This window comes from Streptomyces toyocaensis (assembly GCF_000725125.1).
GTDB lineage: Bacteria > Actinomycetota > Actinomycetes > Streptomycetales > Streptomycetaceae > Streptomyces > Streptomyces toyocaensis.
On the sequence record NZ_JFCB01000013.1, the window covers coordinates 99,561 to 124,489 of the forward strand.

The following is a 24,929-nucleotide window of genomic DNA, read 5'->3' on the forward strand; positions in this document are numbered from 1 at the left end:
CGGTCGTAGGGTTCGGGGTGATTTATGGTGGCGTAGGAGGATGTCCCTACCGGAGGTGCAATGATGCGCGCCGCGGCGGCGATCGTCTCCAGGGCTGTCGGCGTGGCGCTCATCGTCGCGATTCCGGCGTGCGACCAGGATGGGTCGGAGCCGTCGAACGTCCGGTACGGTGACTGCCCGGTCTCGGGTCGTTATGGGGAGTTCGACCTGTCGCCCGAGACGGTGGGCGCCCTCACGGTCAAAACGACCCTGCCTGCGCCCGGCTGGTGGAACGGTGACACGCCGGACTCCATCACGAGCGGCTACGAATACTGTATGGCGGCCAACATCGCCTACCGGTTGGGACTCGACCGGGTGACGGTGAAGAACGCCCCCTTCCCGGAGATCGTGTCCGGCCGGACCGAGAACTTCGACCTGGCCCTTGCACAGATCACGATCACCCCGGAACGGAGCAAGGTCGCGGATTTCTCCCCGCCCTACCTCTCCTCGACCCTGGGTCTGCTGATCAGGGACGGTGAGGAGATCAACGAGGACAACATCCGCGACGTCCGCGTCGGAGTGGCCGAGGGCACCACGGGCGAGGATTTCGTCAAGAACCGCATCAAGCCGACCAAGCCCGTGACCGCGTTCGCCAACGACCCGGAGATGGTCACGGCGCTGGAGGAGGGGCGGATCGACGCGGTCATCCACGACACGACGATCCTGCTCGCGTATCCCCAGCAGAGGGAGGACAGCGTTCGCCTCGTGGGTCAGTACAGGACCGGCCAGAGTTACGGCGCCCTGTACCCGAAGGGGTCACCCGACAAGGACGAACTGGACCGAGTCATCAAGCAGCTGATCGACGACGGGACGCTCGCCAAACTGTCGGCCGTCTACCTCGGGGCCGCCTTCGGCCAGGACCCGGTCAAGATCCCGTACCTCACGGTCGACGACGGCTCCTGAACGCGCCTGGGCGTGGACACCGTGAGGTGAGTGACGGGCCGGTGCCCGTCCCGCCTCACAGGTCCGCCGTCAGGAGACCGCTCAGGTCCCCGGCGGCTCCGGCGGACAGTGTCTGCTCAGCCCAGATGATCTTGCCTCCGTCGGTGTACCGGGTGCCCCAGCGGCGCGACAGTTGCGCCACGAGAAACAGACCACGGCCCCCTTCGTCGGTGATAGCCGCGCGGCGCAGGTGCGGGGAGGTGTTGCTGCCGTCGCTGACCTCGCAGATCAGGCTGTCGCCGTCGCGCAGCAGCCGCAGCCCGATGGGGCTCACTCCGTAACGGATGGCGTTCGTGACCAGTTCGCTCAGGATCAGCTCGGTCGTGAACGCGGCGTCGCCGAGCCCCCAGGACTCCAGCCTGCCGGCGGCCTCGGCGCGGATCCGGGACACGGCGGCGGGGTCGTCGGGTACCTCCCACTCTGCGACCTGCGCCGGGTCGAGCAGCCGGGTGCGCGCGACGAGCAAGGCGATGTCGTCACTCGCCCTGGTGTGCAGCATTGCGTTCAGCACCGCCCGGCAGGTGTCGTCCGGGGTGGCGCCGTCGGTATGGGCCAGTGCCTCCTTCAGCAGGCCGAGCCCTACGTCGATGTCACGGCCTTTGGCCTCCACCAGGCCGTCGGTGTAGAGGATCAGCCGGCTGTCGGCGGCCGGCCGGAGTTCGGCCGTCTCGACCGGCAGACCTCCTCCCACGCCGAGCGGCGGGGCAACGGGGATGTCGGGGAAGGTCACGGAGCCGTCGGGCGAAACCAGCGCGGGACCGGGATGACCGGCCCGGGCGACGACACACCGCCCGGACACCGGATCATAGACGGCATAAAGGCAGGTGGCACCGGTGACGGCCTCGGTCCTTCCCTCGGCCGCCGCGTCCTGGTCGATCCGGGTGACCAGGTCGTCCAGGTGCGCGAGAAGCTCGTCCGGAGGCAGGTCCAGGGAAGCGAAGTTGTGCACCGCGGTTCTCAGACGACCCATCGTCGCGGCGGCGTGCAGTCCGTGTCCCACGACGTCGCCGACCACCAGGGCCACCCGGGCCCCCGGCAAGGGGATGACGTCGTACCAGTCGCCGCCCACACCTGCCTGGGCGGGAAGGTACCGGTGCCCGACCTGCAAGGCGGACAGCTCGGGGAGTGCGCCGGGCAGCAGGCTGCGCTGGAGGGTGACGGCCGTGGTGTGCTCGCGGGTGTAGCGGCGCGCGTTGTCGATGCACACGGCCGCCCGGGCGGCGAGTTCCTCGGCGGGGGACAGGTCGTCCGACTCGAAGGGGTCCTGATCCGAACGCCAGAACTCCACGACGCCCAGCAGCTGGCCCCGGGCCTGGAGAGGCACCGAGATCATGGAATGGATACCGAACTCGATGACTTCCCGCGTCTGCTCCGGGTCCTGGGCGCGCCATCCGTCGGCCATGGCGAGGTGCGGGACGAGGACCGGCCGACCGGTGGTCATACCCACGGACGCGGGGTTGTCGGGCAGGTAGCGCAAAGGCGTTCCGACGGGGGCAAGGGGCGCCCCCTCCCGGATGCCCGCGGCCGCGATGCGGCGCATTTCCATACGCGCCCCCGTGGGTTCACCCCCCAGCAGCACGGGCTCGACCAACTCGACGGTGGCGAAGTCGGCGAAGCGTGGGACGGCCACCTCGGTCAGCTCCTCGGCGGTGCGCTCGATGTCCAGGGTGGTGCCGATCCGCGTGCTGGCCTCGTAGAGCAGTTGCAGGCGCCCGCCCGCCACCTCCGCGCGGCCCGCGAGGGCGCGCAACTCGGTGGTGTCGCGAAGGGTGGCGACTGCCCCCCCTTTCGGGCCCACGGGTCGCAGGTTGACCGCGAGCAGGAGGTCCCCGGCGAGGAAGACCTTGTCGGTGACCGCACGGCCCGATTCCAGCAGTCCGGCCAGGGCCGGGCTCAGGCCGAGTGCGGTGACCGGCCTGCCCTCGGCCTCCGGTGGCAGTTCGAGCAGCCGGCGCGCCTCGTCGTTGACCAGCAGCAGCCTTCCGTCACCGTCCAGAATGATCACGCCTTCACGGACCGAGTGCAGCACCGCGTCGTGATGCTCGTACATGCGTGTCATCTCCACCGGCAACAGACCTCGGGTCTGGCGCCGCAAGCGCCCGCTGACCAGTGCCGACCCGCCCGCGGCCAGCAGCAGCGCGACTCCGCCGGCGGCGAAGATCACCGGCAGTTGGTGCTGCACGGTACTGGTCACTTTGTCCACCGTGACCCCCACGGTGACCAGGCCGACGGCGGTCCCCTTCTCGTTGAAGACGGCCACCGTCGAGTCGACCGCCTTTCCCAGACTGCTGTCGAACGTGGTCTGGTGGGGTTGGCCTTCGAGCGCGTCGCCGTAGGAGGCGGAGACGTGCTCCCCGATCTGGTCCGGGTCCGGGTGGGTCCAGCGGAAGCCGTAAGGGCTCAGCGCCACGACGTAGTCGACGCCGGTCTTCTTGCGCACTGCCTCGGCATGGGGCTGGAGTGCCGCGGTCGGGTCGTCGCTCTGCATCGCCTCCGCGGTGCCCGGTGCTTTCGCGAACGACTCAGCCGCCACCAGCGACCGATCGCCGGCCTCTTGGATCGCGCTGTTGCGGTCCTGGATCACGAGCGCCACCACGGCCGTGGCGATGAGCAGCAGGACGACCACCAGTTGCAGCAGGAAGACCTGGCCGGCGACGCTGCGCGGCTTCAGCAAGGACAGGACGCGCGGGCCGGCCGGACGGTGATGTGCCTGCGGGCCGGCTTCCGGCGGCCCGGTCTCCGGCGGCACTCGGCCGTCCCGTCGGCTCGACGGGACGTGTTGCCGGATTTTACCCATTTTCCCAGTATCGGTGACCGGCCCGGCGAGTGCGGCTCAGGACAAGCTCGCCGGGCGATGCCGCGGTGAGCTGAGCGTTTCCTTGAACCCGTCGGCGGACATGGCGCGGCAGCCCCCACCCGCACCTGGCGGCCCGCCCTCGGCCGGACCCGGCCCGGCCCGAAGTGAACCGAACGGGGACCCACGGGTACCAGGCCGTTGTCGATGCATGCACCCGCGGAATCGACCAACCCTTGCGTCCTTGTCAGCTCGGCCCGGGGAGCGACGCTCTGAGCCCATCCGGCAAACGTGCGGGTGCGTAAGCGCGATTCACCCACTTCTGAAGATGTGGTGCTTGAGCCAACAGACCGCGGTAGGTGCGGACGGCATGGTGGTGGAGAGCCTCGACCACCGGCGGTTCGACCAGCTCGCGACGCCAGACGAGGAGGTGTCGCTGCCATAGGGGATCTCCCGCCAGCGGTTTGACCAATACCCCGTCGATGGGACACACCGTGGGCTGGACAGCGGTCACTCCCAGCCCTTTGGCGATCATCGACTGCAACTGATCGAGGACGTGGAACTCGTGTGTGCCGACGGGCATGAAGCCGGCGGCCCGGCAGGCATCGTAGAAGGCACCGGGCCACCCCACCCCATCGTCGGAGGCAACGAACCAGGTGTCCTCGGACAATTCCTCCAACGGCACCTCGATGCGGTGCGCCAGTGGGTGGTCGGCATGTATGGCCACGAAGATCGGGACAGTATTGATGGCGCGGTGCGCCAGAGCGGTGGAGTGCCGCACCGGCAGCCCTGGGTAATCGACACCCAGCGCGGCATCGAGTTCGCCGGATTCCAGGAGCTCAAGGAGTTCACCGGTGGCGTACACGCTGCTGACGCAGACCGTGAGGTGCGGGCAAGCGTCGCGGAGGGCGTCCAGAAGCGTGGGCACCACCGGTGTGTTGGTCACGCCGAGGCGGAGTGTAGCGGCCGCTGCGGGCGGGAAACCCATGTGCCGTCGCCCGAGGGCATCAGCGCGGGTCAGAATGTCGCGAGCCCGGCTCACGACCTCCGCCCCGTAGGCTGTCAGCTCCACACCCGTGCTGCTGCGCACGAACAGCCCTTCACCAAGCAGTCGCTCGATTCGACGTAGCTGTGTACTCAGCGCCGGCTGGGTGAACCCCAGCGCGACCGCTGCCCGGCCGACGCTCCCGGAATCCGCGATCGCGCACAGCACACGCAGGTGGCGCAGCTCGAGTTCCATCAGTACACCTCGCTGTGGGCGGCAACGGGCGTCCATTATGCGTGTCGGCACCGCATGTACGGCGTCCGGTGACGCCACTCACCGGAAGCGGAGACGCACGGCCTCGCCGACTCCCTGACCGGACCGCCGGACGTTATGCGTAGTCCGTGCGTTCTCCTATGCCCCAGCCCGTTGTCCCAGCGGAATTGGTCGTGCAAATCTCGACTCCGCATCCTGGCCCGTCGAGGTGCAGCGGATCCGCTCTCTGTACTCCGCCCTGTTGCCACCAATGTATGCGGTGACTGAGACCAGGCCCTGTTCGAGAGACGGAGGTCGTCAAGCAAGGAGGTAGGTCCATGACCCATCTGAACCAAGAGACCACGGTGCCTGCGGAGACGGATGAGAGCGAGCAGAGGAAGAACGGCTTGTACGGCCAGGTGAGCATCGAACTCGCCGAGAACATGAGGCAGGGCTGGGCCGACACCGAGCGCCACGATCTCCAACCGCTCGCGCTGTCGGCGTACACCGCACGGCGCAGGGCGGAGCTGTCCGCCCGCTTTCCTGGCGAGTTGCTGGTCATCCCGGCCGGCGTCGCGAGGATTCGTGCCAATGACACGGCGTACCCCTTCAGGCCCTCATCCGATTACGTCTACCTGACCGGCGACCAGTCCCCGGATGCCGTGTTGGTCCTGGAACCCACCCAGTCCGGCGGGCATCGGGCGGTCGCGTTCATGCGCCCGCGTTCCGACCGTGAGAGCGGTGAGTTCTGGCTCGACTATCACGGTGAGCTCTGGGACGGCCGCCGCAACAGCCTCACCGAGAACGGCAAGCTGCTCGGCCTGCCTTGCGCCGATGTCCGCACACTCGCCGAGCGGCTCGACTCGGCTACCGGCCCGATCCGTCTGCTCCGGGGTTACGACGCGGGTGTCGACGCCTCTCTCGCGGACAAGGCGACAGTGGGGCAAGACGACGAGTTCCGCGTGGTTCTTTCCGAGATGCGCCTGGTGAAGGACGAGTTCGAGATCGCCGATCTCCGTTTCGCCTGTGAAGCCACCGCCCTCGGCTTCGAGGACGTCGTCCGCACCCTGAGGGCCTCCGCGCCGACGTCCGAACGTCTCATCGAGGGCACCTTCTGGACGCGCGCGCGGATCGAAGGTAACGACGTCGGTTACGCGTCGATCTGCGCGGCGGGACCCCACGCCACGACCTTGCACTGGGTCCGCAACGACGGTGAGGCCCGTCCCGGTGACCTCCTGCTCCTCGACGCCGGGGTCGAGACGCGGAACCTCTACACCGCCGACGTCACTCGGACTCTGCCCGTCGACGGTCGCTTCACGCCCATCCAGCGCAAGGTCTACGAAGCGGTCCATGCTGCGCAAGAGGCCGGCATCGCCGCGGTCAAGCCAGGTGCGGCGTACCGGGACTTCCATGACGCCGCGCAACGGGTACTGACCGAACACCTGGCCGCCTGGGGTCTGTTCAGGGACCGGTCAGCGGAGGAAGCGTACCGACTCGGGCTGCAGCGACGCTGGACCCTGGCCGGCACCGGTCACATGCTCGGCCTGGACGTTCACGACTGCGCCAAGGCCCGGACCGAGATGTACGTGGACGGCACGTTGAAACCGGGGATGGTGCTTACCGTCGAGCCGGGCATCTACTTCCAGACCGACGACCTGACCGTACCCGAGGAGTACCGCGGAATCGGTGTACGGATCGAGGACGACATCCTGGTGACGGAGGAAGGCAACGAGAACCTCTCGGCCGGCCTGCCGCGTGAGGCGAACGAGGTCGAAGCCTGGATGGCCCGGCTGCGCCCCTGATGTCGCCTGCCTCGTCCACCCGCACGGCTTCCGTCACTGTGCGGTGAACCACGACAGGGGGAATCCCGAATGCAAGAACACCACGGCTCGCGTAGCAGAAGCAGTGGCGATCACGAAGTGCCGGCTGCGGGGAGTGGCCCCTTCCAGGGAGGATGGGCGGACACGAATCGCGAGCTGCCACTCCTGACGGGAGCCGCCTATGCGTCCAAGCGGCGCTCGACCGTGTCCGAGCGTTTCCCCGGTGAACGCATCGTCATCCCGTCAGGCGGGTTGAAGGTCAGGAGCAACGACTTCGACTACGCGTTCCGGCCGCATTCCGCGTTCGTCCATCTCACCGCGGAACTCGGGACGCAGGCGGTCCCCGACAGCGTCCTCGTCTTCGAACCCACGGGAACCGGTCATACGATCACCTTGTTCACCCGGCCGCGATCACCGCGTGATGGTGGACCGCGCGGCTCGGAGTTCTACAGCGACCGGCGGTACGGGGAGTTCTGGACCGGTCGGCGTCGGACACTGTCGGAGACCTCCGCGGCACTCGGCATCGAGGCTGCCGTACGCGAGGACCTCGAGCAGGCCCTGAGCCGGAACGTTCCGACCCGCGTGCTGCGCGGTGTGGACGCGCAGGTCGACGCGATGGTGCCGACGGCCTCCTGCTCCGACACCGAGCTGAACATGTTCTTGTCGGAGTTGCGGCTGGTCAAGGACGAGTGGGAGGTCGTCCAGCTGCGTTCTGCCGTGGACTGGACGGTCGCCGGCTTCTGCGACGTCGTCGGCGAACTGCGTCAGGCAACGCGCTGTGCCCGAGGGGAACGCTGGATCGAGGGCACCTTCAACCGGCGTGCCAGGCTCGGGGGTTACGGGCTGGGCTTCGAGACCATCGCGGCAGCGGGGGCACATGCCTGCGTCCTGCACTGGACACGCAACAACGGTCCGGTGCGGGACGGCGACCTGCTCCTGCTGGACGCGGGTGTCGAGGCCGATTCCTTCTACACCGCGGACGTCACCCGGACGTTGCCGGTCAGCGGGCGCTTCACCGACGTCCAGCGCCGCGTCTACGACCTGGTGTCGGCTGCTCAGTCAGCGGGAGTCGCCGCGCTGCGGCCCGGTGCACGGTACGGCGACTTCCACGATGCCGCGATGGGCGTCATCGCGGAAGGACTCGACGCGTGGGGTCTGCGGCCGCACGGCAGTACGGCTTCAACGCCCCCGTCCGACATGTACCGCCGGTACACCCTCTGCGGCTCGGGTCACATGCTCGGTCTTGACTGCCACGACTGTGCCAGTGCCCGCCGGGAGACCTACCTGGATGGTGAACTTGAGATCGGTCACGTGCTCACCGTCGAGCCCGGACTCTACTTCCAGCCCGACGATCTGACGGTGCCGGCGGAACTGCGCGGTATCGGCATCAGGATCGAGGACGATTTCGTCATCACGCCCGGTGGAGCCCAGTGCCTGTCGTCGGAACTGCCTCGAACCGCCGAAGATGTGGAGAACTGGATCGCGTCCATGCGCTGAACGAGTGAGGCGTGCCGCGCTCCGCGACACGGTCCACCGGAATCCGGCTTCACTCACTGGCACGACAGGTGCCACGGTGCTTGAGAACAACGGAACGCGGACTTCCTCGCGGAGGCATCTCTCGGCGGCGAATTCTGCCTGCCAGTCGGCTATTCCCTCGCTTCGCGCCCAAGTGCGGGCGTTCGGGCACCTGTTGGCAACCACGAATTAAGACGCAGGTCTTCCATAAAACATGTCACCTGTGCAATGGTACATGTCACAGATCGTGGTCATGTCAATCACGACATCGGTCGCTCGACCTCTGATCGAGAGCGCGACCCTCCCCGTCCGCGATCCCTTCATCCCCCACCGGCCGCGTCACGTGGCCCCAAGCCTCACTGGAGGCGTAGTGAGAAAGTCACTTGTCCGACGAAGTCTGGGCTCGGCCATACCGCTGGCTCTGACCGTCGCTTTGGGCGTCAGCCTGCTGTCGCCGTCGGCCAACGCCCAGACCGGATCCTCGGCGGCCGTCACGCGGGCTGCCACAGCGGGCGACGGACACGGCACACCACCCGTGGCTCAGTCCACCACCGCTGAGACGGAGCACGTCGCCAAGGGACGTCTGAAAGCGTCCGCGCTGCCGCCGCTGGCAGCGAGCAAGGACGCCCTCAAGGAATCCTACGGAGATCACGGCAAACCGCCGGTTCCCTCCAAGTCGATCGACACGACGGCCAAGGGCAGCGAGGGGAAGAAGACTGCGACCGCAGCCGCCGCGTGCAACACCTCCGACTTCACCTCCCGCACCGGCAGCGCGCTCGTGCAGCAGATCAAGGCGTCCACGACCGACTGCGTCAACACCCTGTTCAACCTGACCGGGAGCGACGCCTACCACGCCTTCCGTGAGGCGCAGATGGCCACCGTCGCCTACGCCCTGCGCGACGGCTCGGCCTCCTACCCCGGCGACTCCAGCACCGGCATGCCGCAGCTCGTGCTGTACCTGCGCGCCGGCTACTACGTCCACTACTACAACGCCGGTACGGTGGGCACCTACGGCAGCACTCTGCAGACCGCCATCCGCGCCGGGCTCGACGCCTTCTTCGCCAGCCCGCGCTCCCGCGACGTCAACAACGCCAACGGTGAAACACTCGCTGAGGCCGTCACCCTCATTGACAGCGCGGAGGAGAACGCCCGCTACATCCACGTCCTCAAGCGGCTGCTGGCGGACTACGACTCCACCTGGAACTCCTCCTGGTGGATGCTCAACGCGGCCAACAACGTCTACACGGTGACCTTCCGCGGTCACCAGGTACCCGCGTTCGTGACAGCCGTCCAGTCGGATCCCGGCCTGATCGACTCCTTGTACAACTTCGCGGCCGGTCACGTCTCGCTGCTGGGCACGGACCAGTCCTACCTCACGTCCAACGCCGGACGTGAACTCGGCAGATTCCTCCAGCACTCCACCCTTCGGAGCAAGGTCCGTCCGCTGGCAGCCGGCCTGCTGAACTCGAGCTCGATCACCGGCACCACCGCCCCGCTCTGGGTCGGCGTGGCCGAGATGACCGACTACTACGACAAGGCCAATTGCTCCTACTACGGCACCTGCGACCTCCAGACGCAGCTGGCGAACTCCGTGCTGCCGGTGACCTACACCTGCAGTTCCAGCATCACCATCAAGGCCCAGCAGATGACCTCGGGCGAACTGTCCACCAGCTGCAACAGCCTTCGCAACCAGGACGCCTACTTCCACAACATCGTCCGTGACAGCGGACCCGTCGCCGGCGACAACAACGACCGGATCGAGGTCGTGGTCTTCGACTCCAGCACCGACTACCAGACCTACGCCGGTGCCATGTACGGAATCGACACCAACAACGGCGGCATGTACCTCGAGGGGGACCCCTCCGCCGCCGGCAACCAGCCCCGCTTCATCGCCTACGAGGCCGAGTGGCTGCGCCCGTCCTTCCAGATCTGGAACCTCAACCACGAGTACACCCACTACCTCGACGGCCGCTTCGACATGTACGGCGACTTCAACGCCAACATCACCACGCCGACGATCTGGTGGATCGAGGGTTTCGCCGAGTACGTCTCCTACTCCTACCGCGGCGTCCCCTACACGGAGGCGATGACCGAGGCCGGCCGCCGTACCTACGCCCTGAGCACGCTGTTCGACACCACGTACAGCAATGACACCACCCGCGTCTACCGATGGGGCTACCTCGCCACGCGGTACATGCTCGAGAACCACCGTGCCGACATGGACAAGGTGCTCGGCTACTACCGGACCGGAAACTGGAACGCCGCCCGCACCTACCTGACCAGCACCATCGGGACCCGGTACGACAACGACTGGTACACCTGGCTGGCGGGCTGCGCGGCCGGCGACTGCGGCGGGGGCACCAACCCGCCCGGCAACCAGGCGCCCACCGCCGCGTTCACCACCGCCGTCCAGGACCTCAAGGTCAGCTTCACCGACCAGTCCTCGGATTCCGATGGCACCATCGCCTCACGGTCCTGGACCTTCGGTGACGGCACCACCTCCACCGCCGCCAACCCCACCAAGACGTACAGCGCAGCCGGAACCTACACGGTGAAGCTGACCGTCACTGACGACAAGGGCGCCACCGCCACGGCGACGAGGTCGGTCACCGTCAGTAGCGGCGGAGACACCGGCACCGAATGCACCGGCACCGACAGCCGGGAGCTGGGCCAGAACTGCCGGCGGAGCAACCAGTCCGCCACCACCGGAAACTACGCCTACCTCTACCTCTACGTCCCGGCGGGCACCACCCAGCTGAAGATCACCACCTCCGGCGGCACGGGTGACGCGGACCTGTATTACAGCGACAGCGGCTGGCCCAGCACCACCAGCTACACGCAGCGCGCCACGGGCTCCGGCAACAACCACACCTTGACCGTCAACAATCCGCGGACGGGTGCCAATTACATCAGCCTCCACGCGGTGAGCGGCTTCAGCGGGGTCACCGTCAGCACCGGCTACTGACAGACACCCGTTCCGAGAACGACCAGTCCACCATGGCCCGAGGCGGCTCCCCTTCGCCTCGGGCCAGAAAGGCGTCGTGTAGCGACATCAGGTCCCTGAACGTGCCCGCTTCAGAAATGCCGCAAGCGCGACGGCGCATTTCCGCGACTGTCGGAAACTGGCCGAGACGTCCAGCCGAACCCGGTTCAGGGTGAGGACACCGCGTCCTGCAAGTCGAGCCGATGTGTGAGCACAGAGGCCCGGCGCCGGGACGCAACCTGTCCACGGCCAGGGACGCCCCTTTCCGTCCGGCCATGGACTGCCCGAGGTCCCTCAGCGGAGACCTGGCTCATCCGCCCACAACCTCCCGAGACGGAACGCCTGTGACCGAACAGATCACCGCCGGGGACCTGCTCTGCCGATTGACTGGGCCGGGTCGCTGATCTTGTGCTCGGCGGGCAGCCGGTAGGAGAACTCGATCAGGTCGCGGGCGAGGTGGGGGGACCGGCGTTCGAGCGCGTAGGCGGAGGCGAGCTTGTCGCCGGTCATCACCAGCGGCCTCCAGATCCGCCGCATCGAGCTGCGCGAGGCCACCGCGGCGGGATCGGACGCGGAGCACCGCGAGGAGGACTTCCGGTGAACTCCGCCGCCGCGTGACCCTCGTCCACCGGGGTCTTCTCGGAAGACCAGGTCAGTCCGGGGCCCCGGTGGCCTGGAGGCGGCGCAGGGCCAGGATCAGATTGCCGCTGCCGAACGTCGCGAGCGCGGCGACGCCCCACAGGGTCGCCGCGACACCGGCCCGGTCCAGCACGGCGCCCGCGGCCAGGAAGCCCAGCGGCCCGGCCAGGGTGCTGATCGTGACCACGGCCTGCAACACCTTGGGCCCGAAGCCGTCCGGCAGCCGGGCGGAGAGCAGGCCCATCAGCGGCGCGTTCGCCAGGGGCGCGGCGGCCGACGACAGGCCGACGGCGACGACGAGCACGCCGGCCGGCACGGGCACCAGGAGCGTCCACAGGGGGAGAGCGACGCAGACCAGGGCCGTACAGGCGAGCCGTACGGGGGCGACTCGTGCTGCCAGCACATAGGCGGCCACCGAGCCCACCAGGCCACCGGCGCCCAGGGCGGCGATCAGCAGGCCGCCGACCCTGGCGTCCCCCTCGAACCGGGCGAACGCCAGCACCGGCATGGTGATCATCAGGGTCCGCAGCATCAACCCGAACACCACGGTGGACAGCATCGCCCGGCTCAGGAACCAGTCGCCGCACAGATGCCGCACCCCTGCCCACAGGCCGCGGGGCCCGGCCGCGGACCCTCCGGCCCCGCCACACCCTGCCGGGACGCGGCGCAGCAGCAGCAACCCGGAGAAGGCGAACGTGGCCGCGTCCAGCCACACCACCGATGTGGTCCCCACCAGCGGGATCAGCGCGCCCGCGAGCGCCGGTCCGGCGAACGCCGAGCCGTTCTGCACACCTTCCAGCGCGCTGTTGGCACGGGCCAGAGAGCGGGCGTGCGGGCTCAGCAGTTCCATCGCCAGCACCCGCTGTGCCGCATGGTACGGAACGGCCAGCGCCCCGAGCGCCGTGACGATCGCCACGAGGACGGCCAGATTGAGCGCGCCCAGGGTCTGCAGCAGCGGGATCAGCGCCACCACCGGAGCGCGGGCGAGATCGGAGACGACCATGGTCCGGCGGGCGCCCAGGCGCTGGATGACCTCTCCGCCCGCGAAGCCGAGCAGCGCCATGGGCAGCACCTGGGCCGCGAAGACCAGGCCCGCCCGGGTGGCCGAGCCGGTGGTCTCCAGCACCAGCCAGGGCAGCGCGAGCATGGTCATCTGGGTGCCCAACGCCGTCACCGCGCCCGCGACATAGACCGCCGCCAGCGCACGGCTCGGCCTGCCACCCGCTGTGCCGTTCGGCGCTCCGTCGGGTGGGACGGGGGCTGCGCCGGGCCGGGCCGCCGCGATCGTCATCGGGTCGCCCCTTTCTCCTCGGTGGGTCCGGGCCATGTGGTCGCCCCCGCACCCTGTCGCCCGCCCACCGTCCGGTGCCAGGGAAGGACCGGCAGTAGCTCACTGTCGGTGCCGCTGCGCCTTCTTCCCTGCCACGCAGCCCGCCCGTCCGGCAGTGTGATGGCCGTCGGAGCCCACCACAGCCAAGGCCACCGGCAGCGGAAGCGGACACCCACGAAGGGAGGGACGGCGATGAGCGGCGGTATCGGAACGGCGGTGCACGTCCCGTCCTTCGCCGCCCGCGACGGACGGCGAGCGGTCGAGACCCGGTATGTGGACGGTCTCCCGCAGATCGTGGCCTGGGATCTGACGACAGGTCAGCGCCGCCAGGCGACCACCGCACCGCTGGGTGTGGAGACCGCCGCCATCGAGCCGGACGGCCACGGCCTGTGGTGGTTCGACGCCGCTCCCGGCGGTCAAGGTCGCTGGCTGCGCGCGCCGTTCGAGGGCGGGCACCCGCGCCCGGCGCTCGACGGCGTGCCCGCCGGGCGGATGCACGGCCTGGCCTTCGACCCCCGCAGCGGCCTCGCCGCCGTCGGCGTCGGGGTCGCGGACCACTCGCGGTACTACCTCGGCCGACCGGGCGAGCGCGCCCGCCTGGTGGCCGAGGAGCCCGGCTATGCGGCAGTGGTGGGCCTGGCCCCCGGCGGCCGACTGCTGGCCACCGCGGGGCGCCCGGCCGGACCGGCCGCGGTCCGGCTGTGGTCACCGGCCTCCGGCGTCCTCGTGGACGCCATCCCCGGCGCAGCGGGGGACGGCGAGGGCGGCGCGGTGTGGGCGCTGGGCTTCCGCCCGGACCTCACCACCGCACGGCCGGAACTGCTGCTCGTCCTCGAACGCGCGGGCCGCTACACCCTGGCCTGCTGGCGGCAGGGCGAGGGGATCCGTACGCACGGTCCCGGCTCCGCCCTCGACTTCGCTACGGAGATCACCGCCTGCTGGTACGGGCCCGGCCGCACGGTGCTGGTCCAGCAGGACCGGGCGGGACGCAGCCGCCTGCTCCGCGCCGACCTCGACCGCGGTACGACGACGGTGCTTCCCACGCCCGAGGGCACGATCATCGACTTCTCCTGCGCACCCGACCGCACGGTCCACTGCCTGTGGAGCCGCGACGGCGAACCGCCCCGGCCACTGATCTGCCACCCGGAAAGCCCGGAAAGCTCGGAAAGTGCGGAGCACCCGGAACCCCCGGAACGTCCCGACCACTCCGGCCACTCCGGCCGCTCCACGACGGCGTCACGCGGCACGGCGCCCGGCGGAACGACCGGACCCGGGCGCCGTGAGCTGTGGACACATCGGCCGTACGGGCAGATCCACAGCTTTGTGGCCACCCCGCCCGGCCGCAGGGCGGGCCACCGCCCCTGGCCGACGGTCTTCCTCGTCCACGGCGGGCCCCACACCCACGACCGGGACGCCTATGACGCCCGGACCGAGGCCCTGCTCCAGGCCGGATTCGCCGTGGTGCGCACCAACTACCGCGGTTCGACGGGCTACGGCCCCCGCTGGCGGGACGACTTCGGCCACCGGGTCGGCCTCGCCCAGCTCGAAGACCTCGCCGCGGTGCGCGGCCACCTCATCGACGCGGGAGTCTCGGAGCCGGGCCGTACCGGCCTGTGCGGTTACTCCTGGGGCGGCTATCTGACGCTGCTGGCGATGGGCGTCCAGCCCCGGCTGTGGGACGTGGGGCTGGCCGTCGCCCCGGTGGCCGACTACACGGCGGCGTACCGGGCGACGACGCCGGCGCTGCGGGAGGTCGACGACCGCCTCTTCGGCGGCACCCCCGAGCAGGTGCCACACCGCTATCGCGCGGCCTGCCCGATGACCTATGTGGACCGCGTACGCGGCCCGCTCTTCCTCGCCGCCTCGGCGGACGACGAGAAGTGCCCTGCGGAACAGATCGAGCGCTATCTCGCCGCGCTGCGGCGCCGCGACGTCCCGCATCGCGTCCGGTGGCTCGGCGGCGGACACGACGTGGGCCGTGCCCCAGCCGGACACGCCGCCGCCTGGGCCGCCATGGTGCGCTACGCCGACGACACGCTGCGCACCTCCCCCAGAACCGCCGACCGCCGCAACAGCGGGCGGACCGGCTCGCACCACCCCGTCCACCACACCGAAGAAAGGTCAATACCATGAAGCGTCACGGACTGCGCGTCGACCCCATCAGCGCCACCGAGCGGGAGCGCGGGATCATCATTCCGCCGGACACCCAGGCCGCCCTGGACAAGGCGGTCCCGGTCCGGCCGAACGGCCCGGCGCGGACCTGCACCACCCGCACGAAGAAGAACACGGAGAAGAAGTCGCCTCTGCAGTGAGCCCAAGCAGCGCCGCAGCGGGGTGCCACGCCCGGCACCCCGCCGCGGCGCCGGCCGTGCCGGTGAGGACAGGAAAACATCATGACCACAGCTACGGCAGCGACGGCAGCACCCCGGACGAACAGTCCCCGGCCGGAGAAGCACCGGCCGGACAAGCCCGAGACGACGGAACCGCGCCAGAACCCGCCGACGTTCCTCAGCGACCCGTACCCGACCCTGGCCAGGATGCGGCAATCGGCCCCGGTCTCCGTGCTGCACAGCGACGGCGGCCTGCGGCTGTGGATCATCCCGCGCTACGACGATGTCCGGGCCGCGCTCTTCGACCGCCGCTTCGCGCAGGATGTGCGGCGCGCCCAGGCCCTGGCCGACAGCCGGGTCGAGGGCGTCAACCTGGGCACCGAGATCACCCATATGCTCAGCAGCGATCCGCCCGACCACACCCGCCTCCGCCGCGTGGTCCAGGCGGCGTTCAGCCGCAAGCGGGTCGAGGCGATGCGGCCGATGGTCGAGCGCATCACCCTCGAACTCCTCGACGGGCTGGACGCGGCAGCCGCGCGCCACACGACCCGCACCACCACCGCCACGGTGGACCTGGTACGTGACTTCGCCTTCCCGTTGCCGATCCTCGTCGTCTGCGAACTGCTCGGCTTCCCGCCCGAGGACCGCGACCTCTACCGGAAGTGGTCGACCGCCATCGTCACCCAGGAGGGCGACCACGCGGCGTTCCGGCGAGCCGTCCAGGAGATGGGCTCGTACGTCCTGGCCATCGCCGACCGGCGTATCCGCCGCAATGACCGTCCCGCCGATCTGCTCACCGAGCTGCTGGCGGCCCGCGAGCGCGGGGAGCTGACGGACGACGAGATCGTGGGCATGGTCGCCCTGCTGCTGATCGGCGGGCATGAGACCACCGTGAACCTGCTGGGCACCTCCTGCCTCGCGCTGCTGCGCAATCCCGGCCAGGCCGCCTGGCTGCGCGCCGATCTCACCCGGATGCCCAGGGCCGTCGAGGAGTTCCTGCGCTACGACTCCCCCATCTGTATGGCCACCACCCGCTTCACCACCGAGCCGGTGGACGTCGGCGGGGTGGAGATCCCGCAGGACGAGTTCGTGCTGCTGTCCCTCGGCGCGGCCAACCGCGACCCGGCGCGCTTCCAGGACCCCGACCGCCTCATCCTCGACCGCCGGGACGCCGGCCATCTCGCCTTCGGCGGTGGCATCCACCGCTGCCTCGGGGCCCTGCTCGGCAAGCTGGAGACCGAGATCGCGCTCACCGCGCTCCTCGCCCGCTTCCCCGGAACGACCCTGGCCTGCCAGGAGCGCGACCTGCGCTGGCGCAACACGATGATGCTGCGCGGCTTGGAGGCGCTGCCCCTCACCCTGCGCCGCTGACCCCCGCCCTGCCCCTGCCGCCCTCACCGCCTTGGCGAGGAGCGCAGAGCCCGCGTCGTCCGGCGGGACGAGGAAGCAGCCGTACAGGTCCGCGTGACCGCGGGGCTCACTGCTCAGCAGTGCCCGGAGCCACTGCCCTTCGTCGCTCTTCATCGCAACGATCCGGCGCTCGGCCACGGTGAGTCCCGCACCGGTCACCGCGGCCGGACCGTCCGGCACGATCCGGAACGGCTCGCCCCCTGTGTGCCAGTCGATCGTCTCGACCGTTTCCGTTCTCGTCATCCCTCACGCTCCCAGGTATGCCTCGACGACCTGTGGGTCGGTGCGCAGTTCTGCGGCCGGTCCGGTCAGCGTCACGCGGCCGGAGTCGATGACGTAGCCTCGGTGGGCGACCTTCAGCGCGGCTCGCGCGTTCTGCTCGATGAGGAGCACCGCCGTGCCCGACTCGTTGATCGAAGCGATGGCGTCCATGACCTGGGCCACGACCAACGGGGCCAAACCCATGGACGGTTCGTCCAGCATGATCAAGCGGGGCCCGGCGACCATCGCACGGCCGATGGCGAGCATCTGCTGCTCGCCGCCGGACAGGGTGCCGCCCTGCTGGTGACGGCGCTCGGCCAGCCGGGGGAAGAGCTCGTAGACTTGTGTGATCCGTTTGTCGACCGACGTACCCTCGCGCACGGTGTAGCCACCGATCTGGAGGTTCTCGTGCACGGTCAGCCTTGAGAAGATGCGCCGGCCCTCGGGCACATGCACGATCCCGCGCTCGACGATCGACCAGGGTGTCGCCGCCGTGATGTCCTCTCCGTACGCTGCGATCGTTCCGGCCCTGGACCGCACGACACCGGAGATCGCCGAAACCGTCGTGGACTTGCCGGCGCCGTTGTTCCCCAGCAGTGCGACGATCTCCCGGTCACCTACGCTGAGGTCGACGCCCCTGAGGGCCTCGACCTTGCCGTAGGTGACTTCGAGGCCCTTGATGTCGAGGACGGTTCTCACGACTCCACCCCCGCCGTGCCGCGCGATCCCGTCTCGGACGCGATGCGTTCGGCCTCCGCATGGGGCTCTTCGTCCTCAACTCCGAGATATGCCTCAATGACCGCAGGGTTCGACCGGATGGCCGCTGGTGTGCCTTCTGCGATCTCCTTGCCGTAGCTCAGCACGACGATCCTTTCGGAGACCTCCATGACGAGCCCCATGTCGTGTTCGATCAGAACGACCGCGATGCCGAGTGCGGCGATGCGCCGCATGAGGCCGAGCAGCTGTTCCTTCTCTCCGTGGTTGAGTCCGGCCGCCGGCTCGTCGAGCAGCAGCATCCTCGGTCGGCGGGCCAGTGCCCGCGCGATCTCGACGCGCCGCTGTTCGCCATAGGGGAGGTTGCGGATCTGGGCCGTCCGGTCGTACTCCATGCCCACGAAGTCGAGCCATGCGTGGGCTTCGTCCGCCGCGGTGTCCTCGCCACGCCGGTAGCGTGGCGTGTGCAGCATCGCGTCGAGGAAGTTCTGCCTGATGCGGACGTGCATGCCCGCCCTCACGTTGTCCAGCACCGTCAGGTCACCGAAGAGCCGGAGATTCTGGAACGTCCGCGCGATTCCGCTCGCGGCGATCACGGCCGGACGTTTCCCGGTGATGTCGGTGCCGTCGAACGACACCGAGCCCGCGGACGGCTTGTAGAAGCCGGTGATGCAGTTGAACGCACTCGTCTTGCCGGCGCCGTTCGGGCCGATGACGGAGAGCACCTCGCCCTCGTGGACGGAGAACGTCAGACCGTCGACGGCACGTACTCCGCCGAACGAGACCGCCATGCCCCTCACGTCAAGGAGCAGCTTGCTCACGACGTACCCTCCCGTGCTCGGCGCCCGCGCCGCCGTGGTTCGCCCGGATGGGCCGGCAGCAATCCCTGCGGACGGAAGACCATGACGACAATCAGCAGCAGACCGAAGATGAGATACCGCCAGTTCTCCGCACCGCGCAGCAACTCGGGCAGCAGAGAGATCATCAGAGCTCCCACGACGACACCCGGTGTCGACGCCATGCCGCCGAGGACGACGGCCATCAGAATGAGCGCGGACCACAGGAAGTTGAAGCTCGGCGGGGAGATCGCCGTCTGATGTGCCGCGAACAGCACGCCCGCGATGCCGCCGAAGACCGCTCCGGCGATGTAGGCCGCGAACTTGACTCTGTATGTGTGGATGCCCATCGCCTCGGCGGCGTCCTCGTCCTCACGGACGAACCGCCACGCACGGCCGATCCGGCCGCGCCCGAGCCGGCTCGAGAACAGCACGGCGGCGATGACGACAACTGCAGTGATCCAGTACAGGGCGATGTCGGCGCGCAGCCCGAAGTCACCGAAGTCGGGGATGCCGTACAGTCCGTTCGGGCCGCCGGTGAAGTCGAGGTTGTTCGCCGTGATGCGGATGATCTCGCCGAAGCCGAGAGTGACGATGGCCAGGTAGTCGCTGCGTAGCCGCAGAGTCGGTCCGCCGATGAGAAGTCCAGCGATGATCGCGGCGATGACCACCACCGGGACAGTCGCGACCAACGGCCACCCGAACCTGGTCGACAGCAGTCCCGAGGTGTACGCCCCGATCGCGAAGAACGCGGCGTACCCGAGGTCGAGCAGACCGCAATAACCGACCACGATGTTCAGCCCGACCGCGAGCATCACGAAGATGAGCGCGTCCACGGCGATCTGGATGACATAGGTGCTGGAACTGACCAGGGGCAGTGCCAGCGCGGCAACGGCCGCGCCGGTGCCGAGGCATCTGCTGGCCAGGCTGTTCGACACCAACTCCGCTACAGCCGTGCGGCTCGACGCGGAGGCGCCGGCTTCCGTGACGGAGGGCGCGATGTTCGTGGGGGTTCGTCCTTCGACGGCGCTGACGTAGACGGAGGGCTTCTCGCCGGCGCGCAGAGTGGATTCGTCGTTCATCACACACGCTCCGTGACTCGCTCGCCGAGCAGCCCGGTGGGCCGCACGGTCAGGAAGAGAATGAGGAAGCCGAACGCGAAGACGTCACGCCACTCGCTGCCGAGGTAGGCACCCCGAAGGACTCCAGCAGACCGAGCACGATGGCACCGAGAACGGCTCCGCGCAGGTTGCCGATGCCGCCTATGACTGCCGCGGTGAACGCCTTCAGCCCGATGACGAAGCCCATGAGGAAATCGATCTTCCCGTAGTACGCACCGGCCATGACACCTGCCGCACCGGCCAGGGCGGACCCGATGAAGAACGTCCGCGAGATGACCCGGTCGACGTTGACTCCCATGAGCAGGCACGCTTTGGGGTCCTGGGAGATGGCTCGCATCGCACGGCCCGAGCGTGTCGTGCGGACCAAGGTGTCGAGGGCCGCCATGAGCACGACCGCGATCGCCGTCATCGCCAGCTGAGCGTAGGTGACTTGTGCGTTGGCGATGTGCAGCGTGCCGTCCTGGACGCCGACCGGGTACACCTCTGGGGTCGGGCCGAAGGCGACTGCGATGCCGTACTCGAGCGCGAAGCTCGCTCCGACAGCGGTGATGAGGACGGACAGCCGGGGCGCGCTGCGCAACGGGCGGTAGGCCACCCGCTCCAGTAGCATTCCGAAGCCACCGGTCGCGATCATCGCGACGATCATGATGACGATGAGCGCGACGAACCCACCGCCGAGTGCACCGGCACCGACGCTGAGTACGGTGAAACCGGCGAAGGCCCCGACCATGTAGAGGTCGCCGTGGGCGAAGTTGAGCAGTTTGATGATGCCGTAGACCATCGAGTAGCCGAGTGCGACCAGGGCGTAGAAGGAGCCGACGAACAGGCCGCTGAGCACGAGTTGCAAGTGGTTCATGCGTGGTTCCCGTTGCGTGAGGGGAAGCGGTGACGCACGGAGGGCCGGCCTGCGTGGGCCGGCCGCCCGGCCGGTGTCACTTCTCGAGGACGAAGTCGTCGTCCTCGACGACGAGGATGTCGAAACCGCCCACGCTCAGCGTGTGCTGGAGGGTGAAGTTCAGCGGGCCGGAGAAGATCTCGAAGCCGTCGATCTGCTCAAGCGCCTCGATGACGTCCTGCCCGTCGGTGGAGCCGGCTGCTCTGACCGCCTCCGCGGCGACGCGTACCGCGTCATACGCCTGAGTGGAGTACGGGCCGGGTTCGGAACCGAACTTCTTCTTGTACGTGGCGACCCACGCCTCCCCACCGGGGATGGTCTGCGGCGTCTGGGTCATGGTCGCGAATACGCCCTGGACGTTGCTCTTGCCGGCGATCTCGATCAGTTTGCCGTCCACTGAGCCGTCCGCGACCATGATCCTTCCCTTGTAGCCGGCGGCTCTGAGCTGCTTGATGAGCAGCCCGCCTTCCTGGTAGTACCCGGTCCAGTAGACGAAGTCGGCTTTGGAGCCGAGTACGGCGTTGACGGCGCCGGAGTAGTCCGACTCACCTGCTGTGACCGACTGATGGTCGGCTACCTTGACACCGAGGAGGCCCAGTTCGTCGCCGGTCCGCTTGGTGATGTCCGTCGAGTACGACGTGTTGTCGTCGATCAGGGCGACACCCTTGCTGCTGCCCGCTTTGATGAACGCCGCCGCGGCCTGAGCCTGCTGAATGCCCGTGCCGTTGATCAGGAACACGTTCCGCCGCTGCTCCGCCAGAAGGTCGGCGGAGTTGGCCGCCGGGATGATCATGGGGATGTGGGCTTTCTCGAAGATGCTCAGTGTGGGGAGCGTCGCCGAGGAGCAGTAGCCGCCCACTGAGATTCTGACGCCGGCACTGACGAGTTTGGCCGCACCGGCGGCGGCCGTCTTCGGATCGCACGCCTCGTCCTCGACGGTGAGTGAGAGCTTGCGGCCGTCGATCCCGCCCTTCGCGTTGATCTCGTCGACGGCAAGTCGGGCACCGTCCTTCATGTGGGGACCGATGGCGGCCGAACTACCGGTCAGCGGCGTGAGCATGCCGAGCTTGATGGTGTCGGAGTCGTCCTTCCCGGAACCGTCCTGCGTCAGACTGCCGCCGCAAGCGGCGAGAGTGAGCCCGAGTGCCATGACGGCCGCCGTCATGGTTCCACGACGAATGATGGTCATACCTTGCTCCGTCTCCTGTGGTCCGCCGTCTGGCGGGCCATCGGGTGGCCGAGGGCGCTCGCCGGCCGCGCCCCGACTATTGATGTGTGACATTGCACATGTGGTCGCGAGTTCCGCGAGAGCGGGGGAGTTGTGCCTGCGCTCGTGGTGGCGGCGCCGGCATGCGCACGGCCCGCGTCCGAGGGAGGGCGTCACCGTACCTGTGGTTCAGTGCCGAGTTCGGTGGCGCCGGCGCGCGGCTCCGCCCATCCGATGCCACTGTGGTGTGTGACATTGCACGGACCCTACCGGGCGACGTCGCGGGACGGGAGCCCTGTCGGCGCTCGTAATCGAGGCGTGACTTCTCGACCGCCCCGGGGTGCCCTCGCTTCTTGCGGCTTGAGTGCGCTTTCCCGCCCGAGGTGCATCATGTGACATATTACTGTCGTGCAGACCCACCTGCGGACTCTCGCCAGAACCGACCCAGGCGGACGGTCCTACCCCGGTTGCGACGCAGACACAGGGCACCGAACCGACGACCCCCACGCTCGTCAGAAGGTCCCCCTCGACCACGACTTCATTCCGGAAGGCCCCCGTGAACATGCTCCCCGGCCTGGCGGCCGACAGCGTGGTGATCTCCCACAATCCCTCCGACCCGGACGACGTGCTCATAGAGCTGTACGGCTGCAGCCCCGAGACCGTCACGCGAGCCGTGCAGCGGGCCACTCGTGCCCAGCCTGAATGGCTCGCCGCCGGCGCAGCCGCACGATCTGCCGCCCTTCACCGCGTCGGGGACGCCCTGGAGGCCGCGCACGAAGAGCTGGCTGGGCTCCTGGTTCGAGAAGTCGGCAAACCGCTCACCGAGGCCCGCGAGGAACTCACCCGCGCGGTGGCGATCTGGCGCTACTACGCCCAGCTTCCCCAGGAGGCCCCGGGAACGGTTCAGGAGCCGACCTCTGGACCAGGGCTCCTGCTCACTCGCCGTCGTCCGCACGGCGTCGCCGGACTGATCACCTCCTGGCAGTTTCCGCTGGCCGCGCCGTCCTGGGACGCGGCTCCTGCCCTGGCGGTCGGCAACACCGTGGTCGTCAAGCCCGCGCCGGAGGCCACCGCGTGTGCCCTGCGCGTGGCGGAGATCCTGAAGGGTGTCCTTCCCTCAGGCGTCCTGCAGATCGCCCCGGGAGGCCCCGAAATCGGGGCCGCTCTGGCCGACCTGGCTGATGTGGTGTCCTTCACCGGATCGTCCGAAGTCGGCACCGCGGTGGTTTGTGCCGCAGCGTCCCGCGGCGTGCCCGCACGACTGGAAGTGAGCGGACACAACGCCGCCGTGGTTCTGCCGGATGCCAACGTCGCACGCGCCGCTGTTGACATCGCGGCGGCGATCGCCTGCTGCGCGGGCCAGAAACATACCGCCACAAAAAGGGTGATCGCCGTGGACAGCGTTCTCCCCAAGCTGCGCGAGGCGTTGAAGCAGGCTCTCCAGAGCCTGTCCGCCCGCGATCCGAACACGACCGAAGCGGTGTGCGGCCCTGTCATTTCCAAGACGGCTCGCGATCGTGTCATCCAGGCCCGGGACAGCGCTCTCGCTTCTGGAGCGCACGTTCTGGCGGGTGACACCCGGGTCCGCCGGGAGCGGGCAGCGGGCTGGTACGTCGATCCCGTTCTGCTGGAAAACGTGCCCGACGACCACGATCTGAACCGACGCGGGATTTCCGGTCCTGTCGCGGTGCTGTCGAAGGTGATGACCTTCGACGCGGCGATCCGGGCCGCGAACAGCGGCCGCTACGGGGTGGTGTCCTCCCTGCACACGAGCGATCTGGAGAAGGCACTGTCGGCGGTCGGCCGCCTGAACGCCGCAATGGTGCGGGTGAACGCGCCGACCACCGGCACCGAGTTCCTTCTGCCCCTCGGACGGGAGAAGGACTCCCGGGGGGTGCGGGAGAAGGAGCGCGCCACGATGGACTTCTACACCTCGACCCGAACGGTGTCCCTCCTGCCGGCCGTGTCGGCCTGAGCCCGTCACAAGGAGGCGGCCCGACCGGTGAGGCCCTGCCGATCGCACCGGGCAGGCCGCGAAGACACCGCGCAACGTGACATTGTATCCTGAGGTAACAAATCCACGGAGGGATCGCATGAGCGAGTTGAAGCCCCGCACGCTTATCTCGGTACAGAAGCATCTACGTGACCAGGTGGCCAACGCCCTCCGTGCAGCACTCATCGCAGGCGACCTCAAGCCCGGGGTGATCTACTCCGCTCCCACCCTTGCTGCCGAGTACGGAGTCTCCGCGACTCCCGTGCGCGAGGCCATGCTGGACCTGGCGCGAGAGGGCTTGGTCGAGGCCGTGCGCAACAAGGGGTTCCGCGTCACCGAACTGTCCGAGCGTGACCTGGACGAGTTCACGGAGATTCGCTCCCTCATCGAGATCCCGACCGTCGGCCGGGTCACGCGGTCAGCCTCACTGGAGCAACTGGAGGCCCTGCGCCCCGTGGCCGACGAGATCGTGGCCGCCGCACGCGCCGGCGACCTCATCGGCTATTTGGAATCAGACCGCCGCTTCCACCTCGGTCTGCTCGCCCTCGCGGGCAACGCCCGCCTCGTGGAGACTGTGGCCGACCTGCGTAAACGCTCCCGCCTCTACGGACTGACAGAGCTCGCGGAAGCGGGGGCGCTGGTTGCCTCCGCACAGGAGCACACCGCGTTGCTCGACCTCATGCTGTCCGGGGACGCCGCAGCAGCCGAGGAACACATGCGCCATCATCTTGCCCACGTTAGGACCTTGTGGGCAGCACGGAAGCAGGAGGAGGCCGCAGAACGGAACGCCTCCAAGCGCAAGCTGGGCGCCCGTTGACCTCGCTCCACGGCACTCGGCGATCGCTGACAGGACGGAGTGATCA

At 68.7% G+C, this 24,929-nt stretch carries 18 protein-coding genes and 1 pseudogene; 9 read left to right on the plus strand and 10 right to left on the minus strand.

Features of this window, described 5'->3' with window-relative positions; genetic code table 11:
• Positions 1-60 precede the first annotated feature (60 nt).
• Complete coding sequence (locus BU52_RS16345; protein ID WP_037934570.1) at positions 61-942, plus strand: ABC transporter substrate-binding protein; 882 nt, start codon at positions 61-63, stop codon at positions 940-942.
• A gap of 55 nt (positions 943-997) precedes the next feature.
• Here BU52_RS16345 and BU52_RS16350 read toward each other — a convergent pair whose 3' ends face one another.
• The gene (locus BU52_RS16350) at positions 998-3,778 is read right to left on the minus strand and encodes a SpoIIE family protein phosphatase (protein ID WP_078903279.1); all 2,781 of its coding nucleotides are present in this window, start codon (positions 3,776-3,778) and stop codon (positions 998-1,000) included.
• 244 nt (positions 3,779-4,022) lie between these two features.
• The gene (locus BU52_RS16355) at positions 4,023-5,015 is read right to left on the minus strand and encodes a LysR family transcriptional regulator (protein ID WP_037934573.1); all 993 of its coding nucleotides are present in this window, start codon (positions 5,013-5,015) and stop codon (positions 4,023-4,025) included.
• Positions 5,016-5,350: 335 nt separating this feature from the next.
• Between BU52_RS16355 and BU52_RS16360 the strand changes: the two genes are divergently transcribed.
• From BU52_RS16360 to BU52_RS16370, 3 genes are all read left to right on the plus strand, one after another.
• Entirely contained in the window at positions 5,351-6,814 is a 1,464-nt protein-coding gene (locus BU52_RS16360; RefSeq protein ID WP_037934576.1) for an aminopeptidase P family protein, read from the plus strand.
• Between the two features lie 69 nt (positions 6,815-6,883).
• A complete protein-coding gene (locus BU52_RS16365) occupies positions 6,884-8,329 on the plus strand; it encodes an aminopeptidase P family protein (RefSeq protein WP_037934578.1) in 1,446 nt (481 codons plus the stop codon).
• 388 nt (positions 8,330-8,717) lie between these two features.
• Positions 8,718-11,312, plus strand: coding sequence for a collagenase (locus tag BU52_RS16370; RefSeq protein WP_037934581.1), 2,595 nt, complete (start codon positions 8,718-8,720; stop codon positions 11,310-11,312).
• Between the two features lie 375 nt (positions 11,313-11,687).
• Here the strand turns inward: BU52_RS16370 and BU52_RS34825 are convergent, their stop codons facing one another.
• Both BU52_RS34825 and BU52_RS16375 read right to left on the minus strand, forming a co-directional pair.
• On the minus strand, positions 11,688-11,867 hold the full coding sequence (locus BU52_RS34825) for an asparagine synthase-related protein (protein WP_107061187.1): 180 nt from the start codon (positions 11,865-11,867) through the stop codon (positions 11,688-11,690).
• Between the two features lie 115 nt (positions 11,868-11,982).
• Positions 11,983-13,260, minus strand: coding sequence for an MFS transporter (locus BU52_RS16375; protein WP_037934584.1), 1,278 nt, complete (start codon positions 13,258-13,260; stop codon positions 11,983-11,985).
• A 231-nt stretch (positions 13,261-13,491) separates the two neighbouring features.
• Between BU52_RS16375 and BU52_RS16380 the strand changes: the two genes are divergently transcribed.
• The 3 genes from BU52_RS16380 to BU52_RS16390 all read left to right on the plus strand — a co-directional run bounded on the left by BU52_RS16380 (position 13,492) and on the right by BU52_RS16390 (position 17,000).
• A complete protein-coding gene (locus BU52_RS16380; protein ID WP_037934588.1) occupies positions 13,492-15,432 on the plus strand; it encodes a S9 family peptidase in 1,941 nt (646 codons plus the stop codon).
• Positions 15,429-15,611: a hypothetical protein gene (locus BU52_RS16385; RefSeq protein WP_037934591.1), complete on the plus strand. Its 183-nt coding sequence runs from the start codon at positions 15,429-15,431 to the stop codon at positions 15,609-15,611. Before BU52_RS16380 ends, BU52_RS16385 begins: the two co-directional genes overlap by 4 nt.
• Before the next feature lie 81 nt (positions 15,612-15,692).
• Positions 15,693-17,000 carry a cytochrome P450 family protein gene (locus BU52_RS16390; RefSeq protein WP_235216355.1) on the plus strand — a complete coding sequence of 436 codons (1,308 nt, stop codon included), beginning with the start codon at positions 15,693-15,695 and terminating at the stop codon, positions 16,998-17,000.
• 39 nt (positions 17,001-17,039) lie between these two features.
• On the opposite strand, the pseudogene BU52_RS33660 reads toward BU52_RS16390, so the two are convergent.
• From BU52_RS33660 to BU52_RS16415, 6 genes and pseudogenes are all read right to left on the minus strand, one after another.
• A pseudogene (locus BU52_RS33660) lies at positions 17,040-17,282 on the minus strand (proline racemase family protein); the annotation flags it as partial.
• Between the two features lie 3 nt (positions 17,283-17,285).
• A complete protein-coding gene (locus tag BU52_RS16395; RefSeq protein WP_037934594.1) occupies positions 17,286-17,999 on the minus strand; it encodes an ABC transporter ATP-binding protein in 714 nt (237 codons plus the stop codon).
• Positions 17,996-18,805 carry an ABC transporter ATP-binding protein gene (locus BU52_RS16400; protein WP_078903285.1) on the minus strand — a complete coding sequence of 270 codons (810 nt, stop codon included), beginning with the start codon at positions 18,803-18,805 and terminating at the stop codon, positions 17,996-17,998. The genes BU52_RS16395 and BU52_RS16400 overlap by 4 nt, the downstream gene beginning before the upstream one ends.
• Positions 18,806-18,831: 26 nt before the next feature.
• Positions 18,832-19,932 (minus strand): branched-chain amino acid ABC transporter permease, encoded by a 1,101-nt coding sequence (locus BU52_RS16405; protein ID WP_037934597.1) that lies wholly within the window; start codon positions 19,930-19,932, stop codon positions 18,832-18,834.
• Between the two features lie 49 nt (positions 19,933-19,981).
• Positions 19,982-20,827, minus strand: a complete 846-nt coding sequence (locus tag BU52_RS16410; RefSeq protein ID WP_235216357.1) for a branched-chain amino acid ABC transporter permease — start codon at positions 20,825-20,827, stop codon at positions 19,982-19,984.
• Positions 20,828-20,903: 76 nt separating this feature from the next.
• On the minus strand, positions 20,904-22,055 hold the full coding sequence (locus tag BU52_RS16415; RefSeq protein ID WP_037934600.1) for a branched-chain amino acid ABC transporter substrate-binding protein: 1,152 nt from the start codon (positions 22,053-22,055) through the stop codon (positions 20,904-20,906).
• Positions 22,056-22,635: 580 nt separating this feature from the next.
• On the opposite strand from BU52_RS16415, the gene BU52_RS16420 reads away from it, so the two are divergent.
• Positions 22,636-24,048: an aldehyde dehydrogenase family protein gene (locus BU52_RS16420; protein ID WP_037934721.1), complete on the plus strand. Its 1,413-nt coding sequence runs from the start codon at positions 22,636-22,638 to the stop codon at positions 24,046-24,048.
• A gap of 118 nt (positions 24,049-24,166) precedes the next feature.
• Entirely contained in the window at positions 24,167-24,883 is a 717-nt protein-coding gene (locus BU52_RS16425; RefSeq protein WP_037934603.1) for a GntR family transcriptional regulator, read from the plus strand.
• The last annotated feature ends 46 nt before the right edge of the window (positions 24,884-24,929 follow it).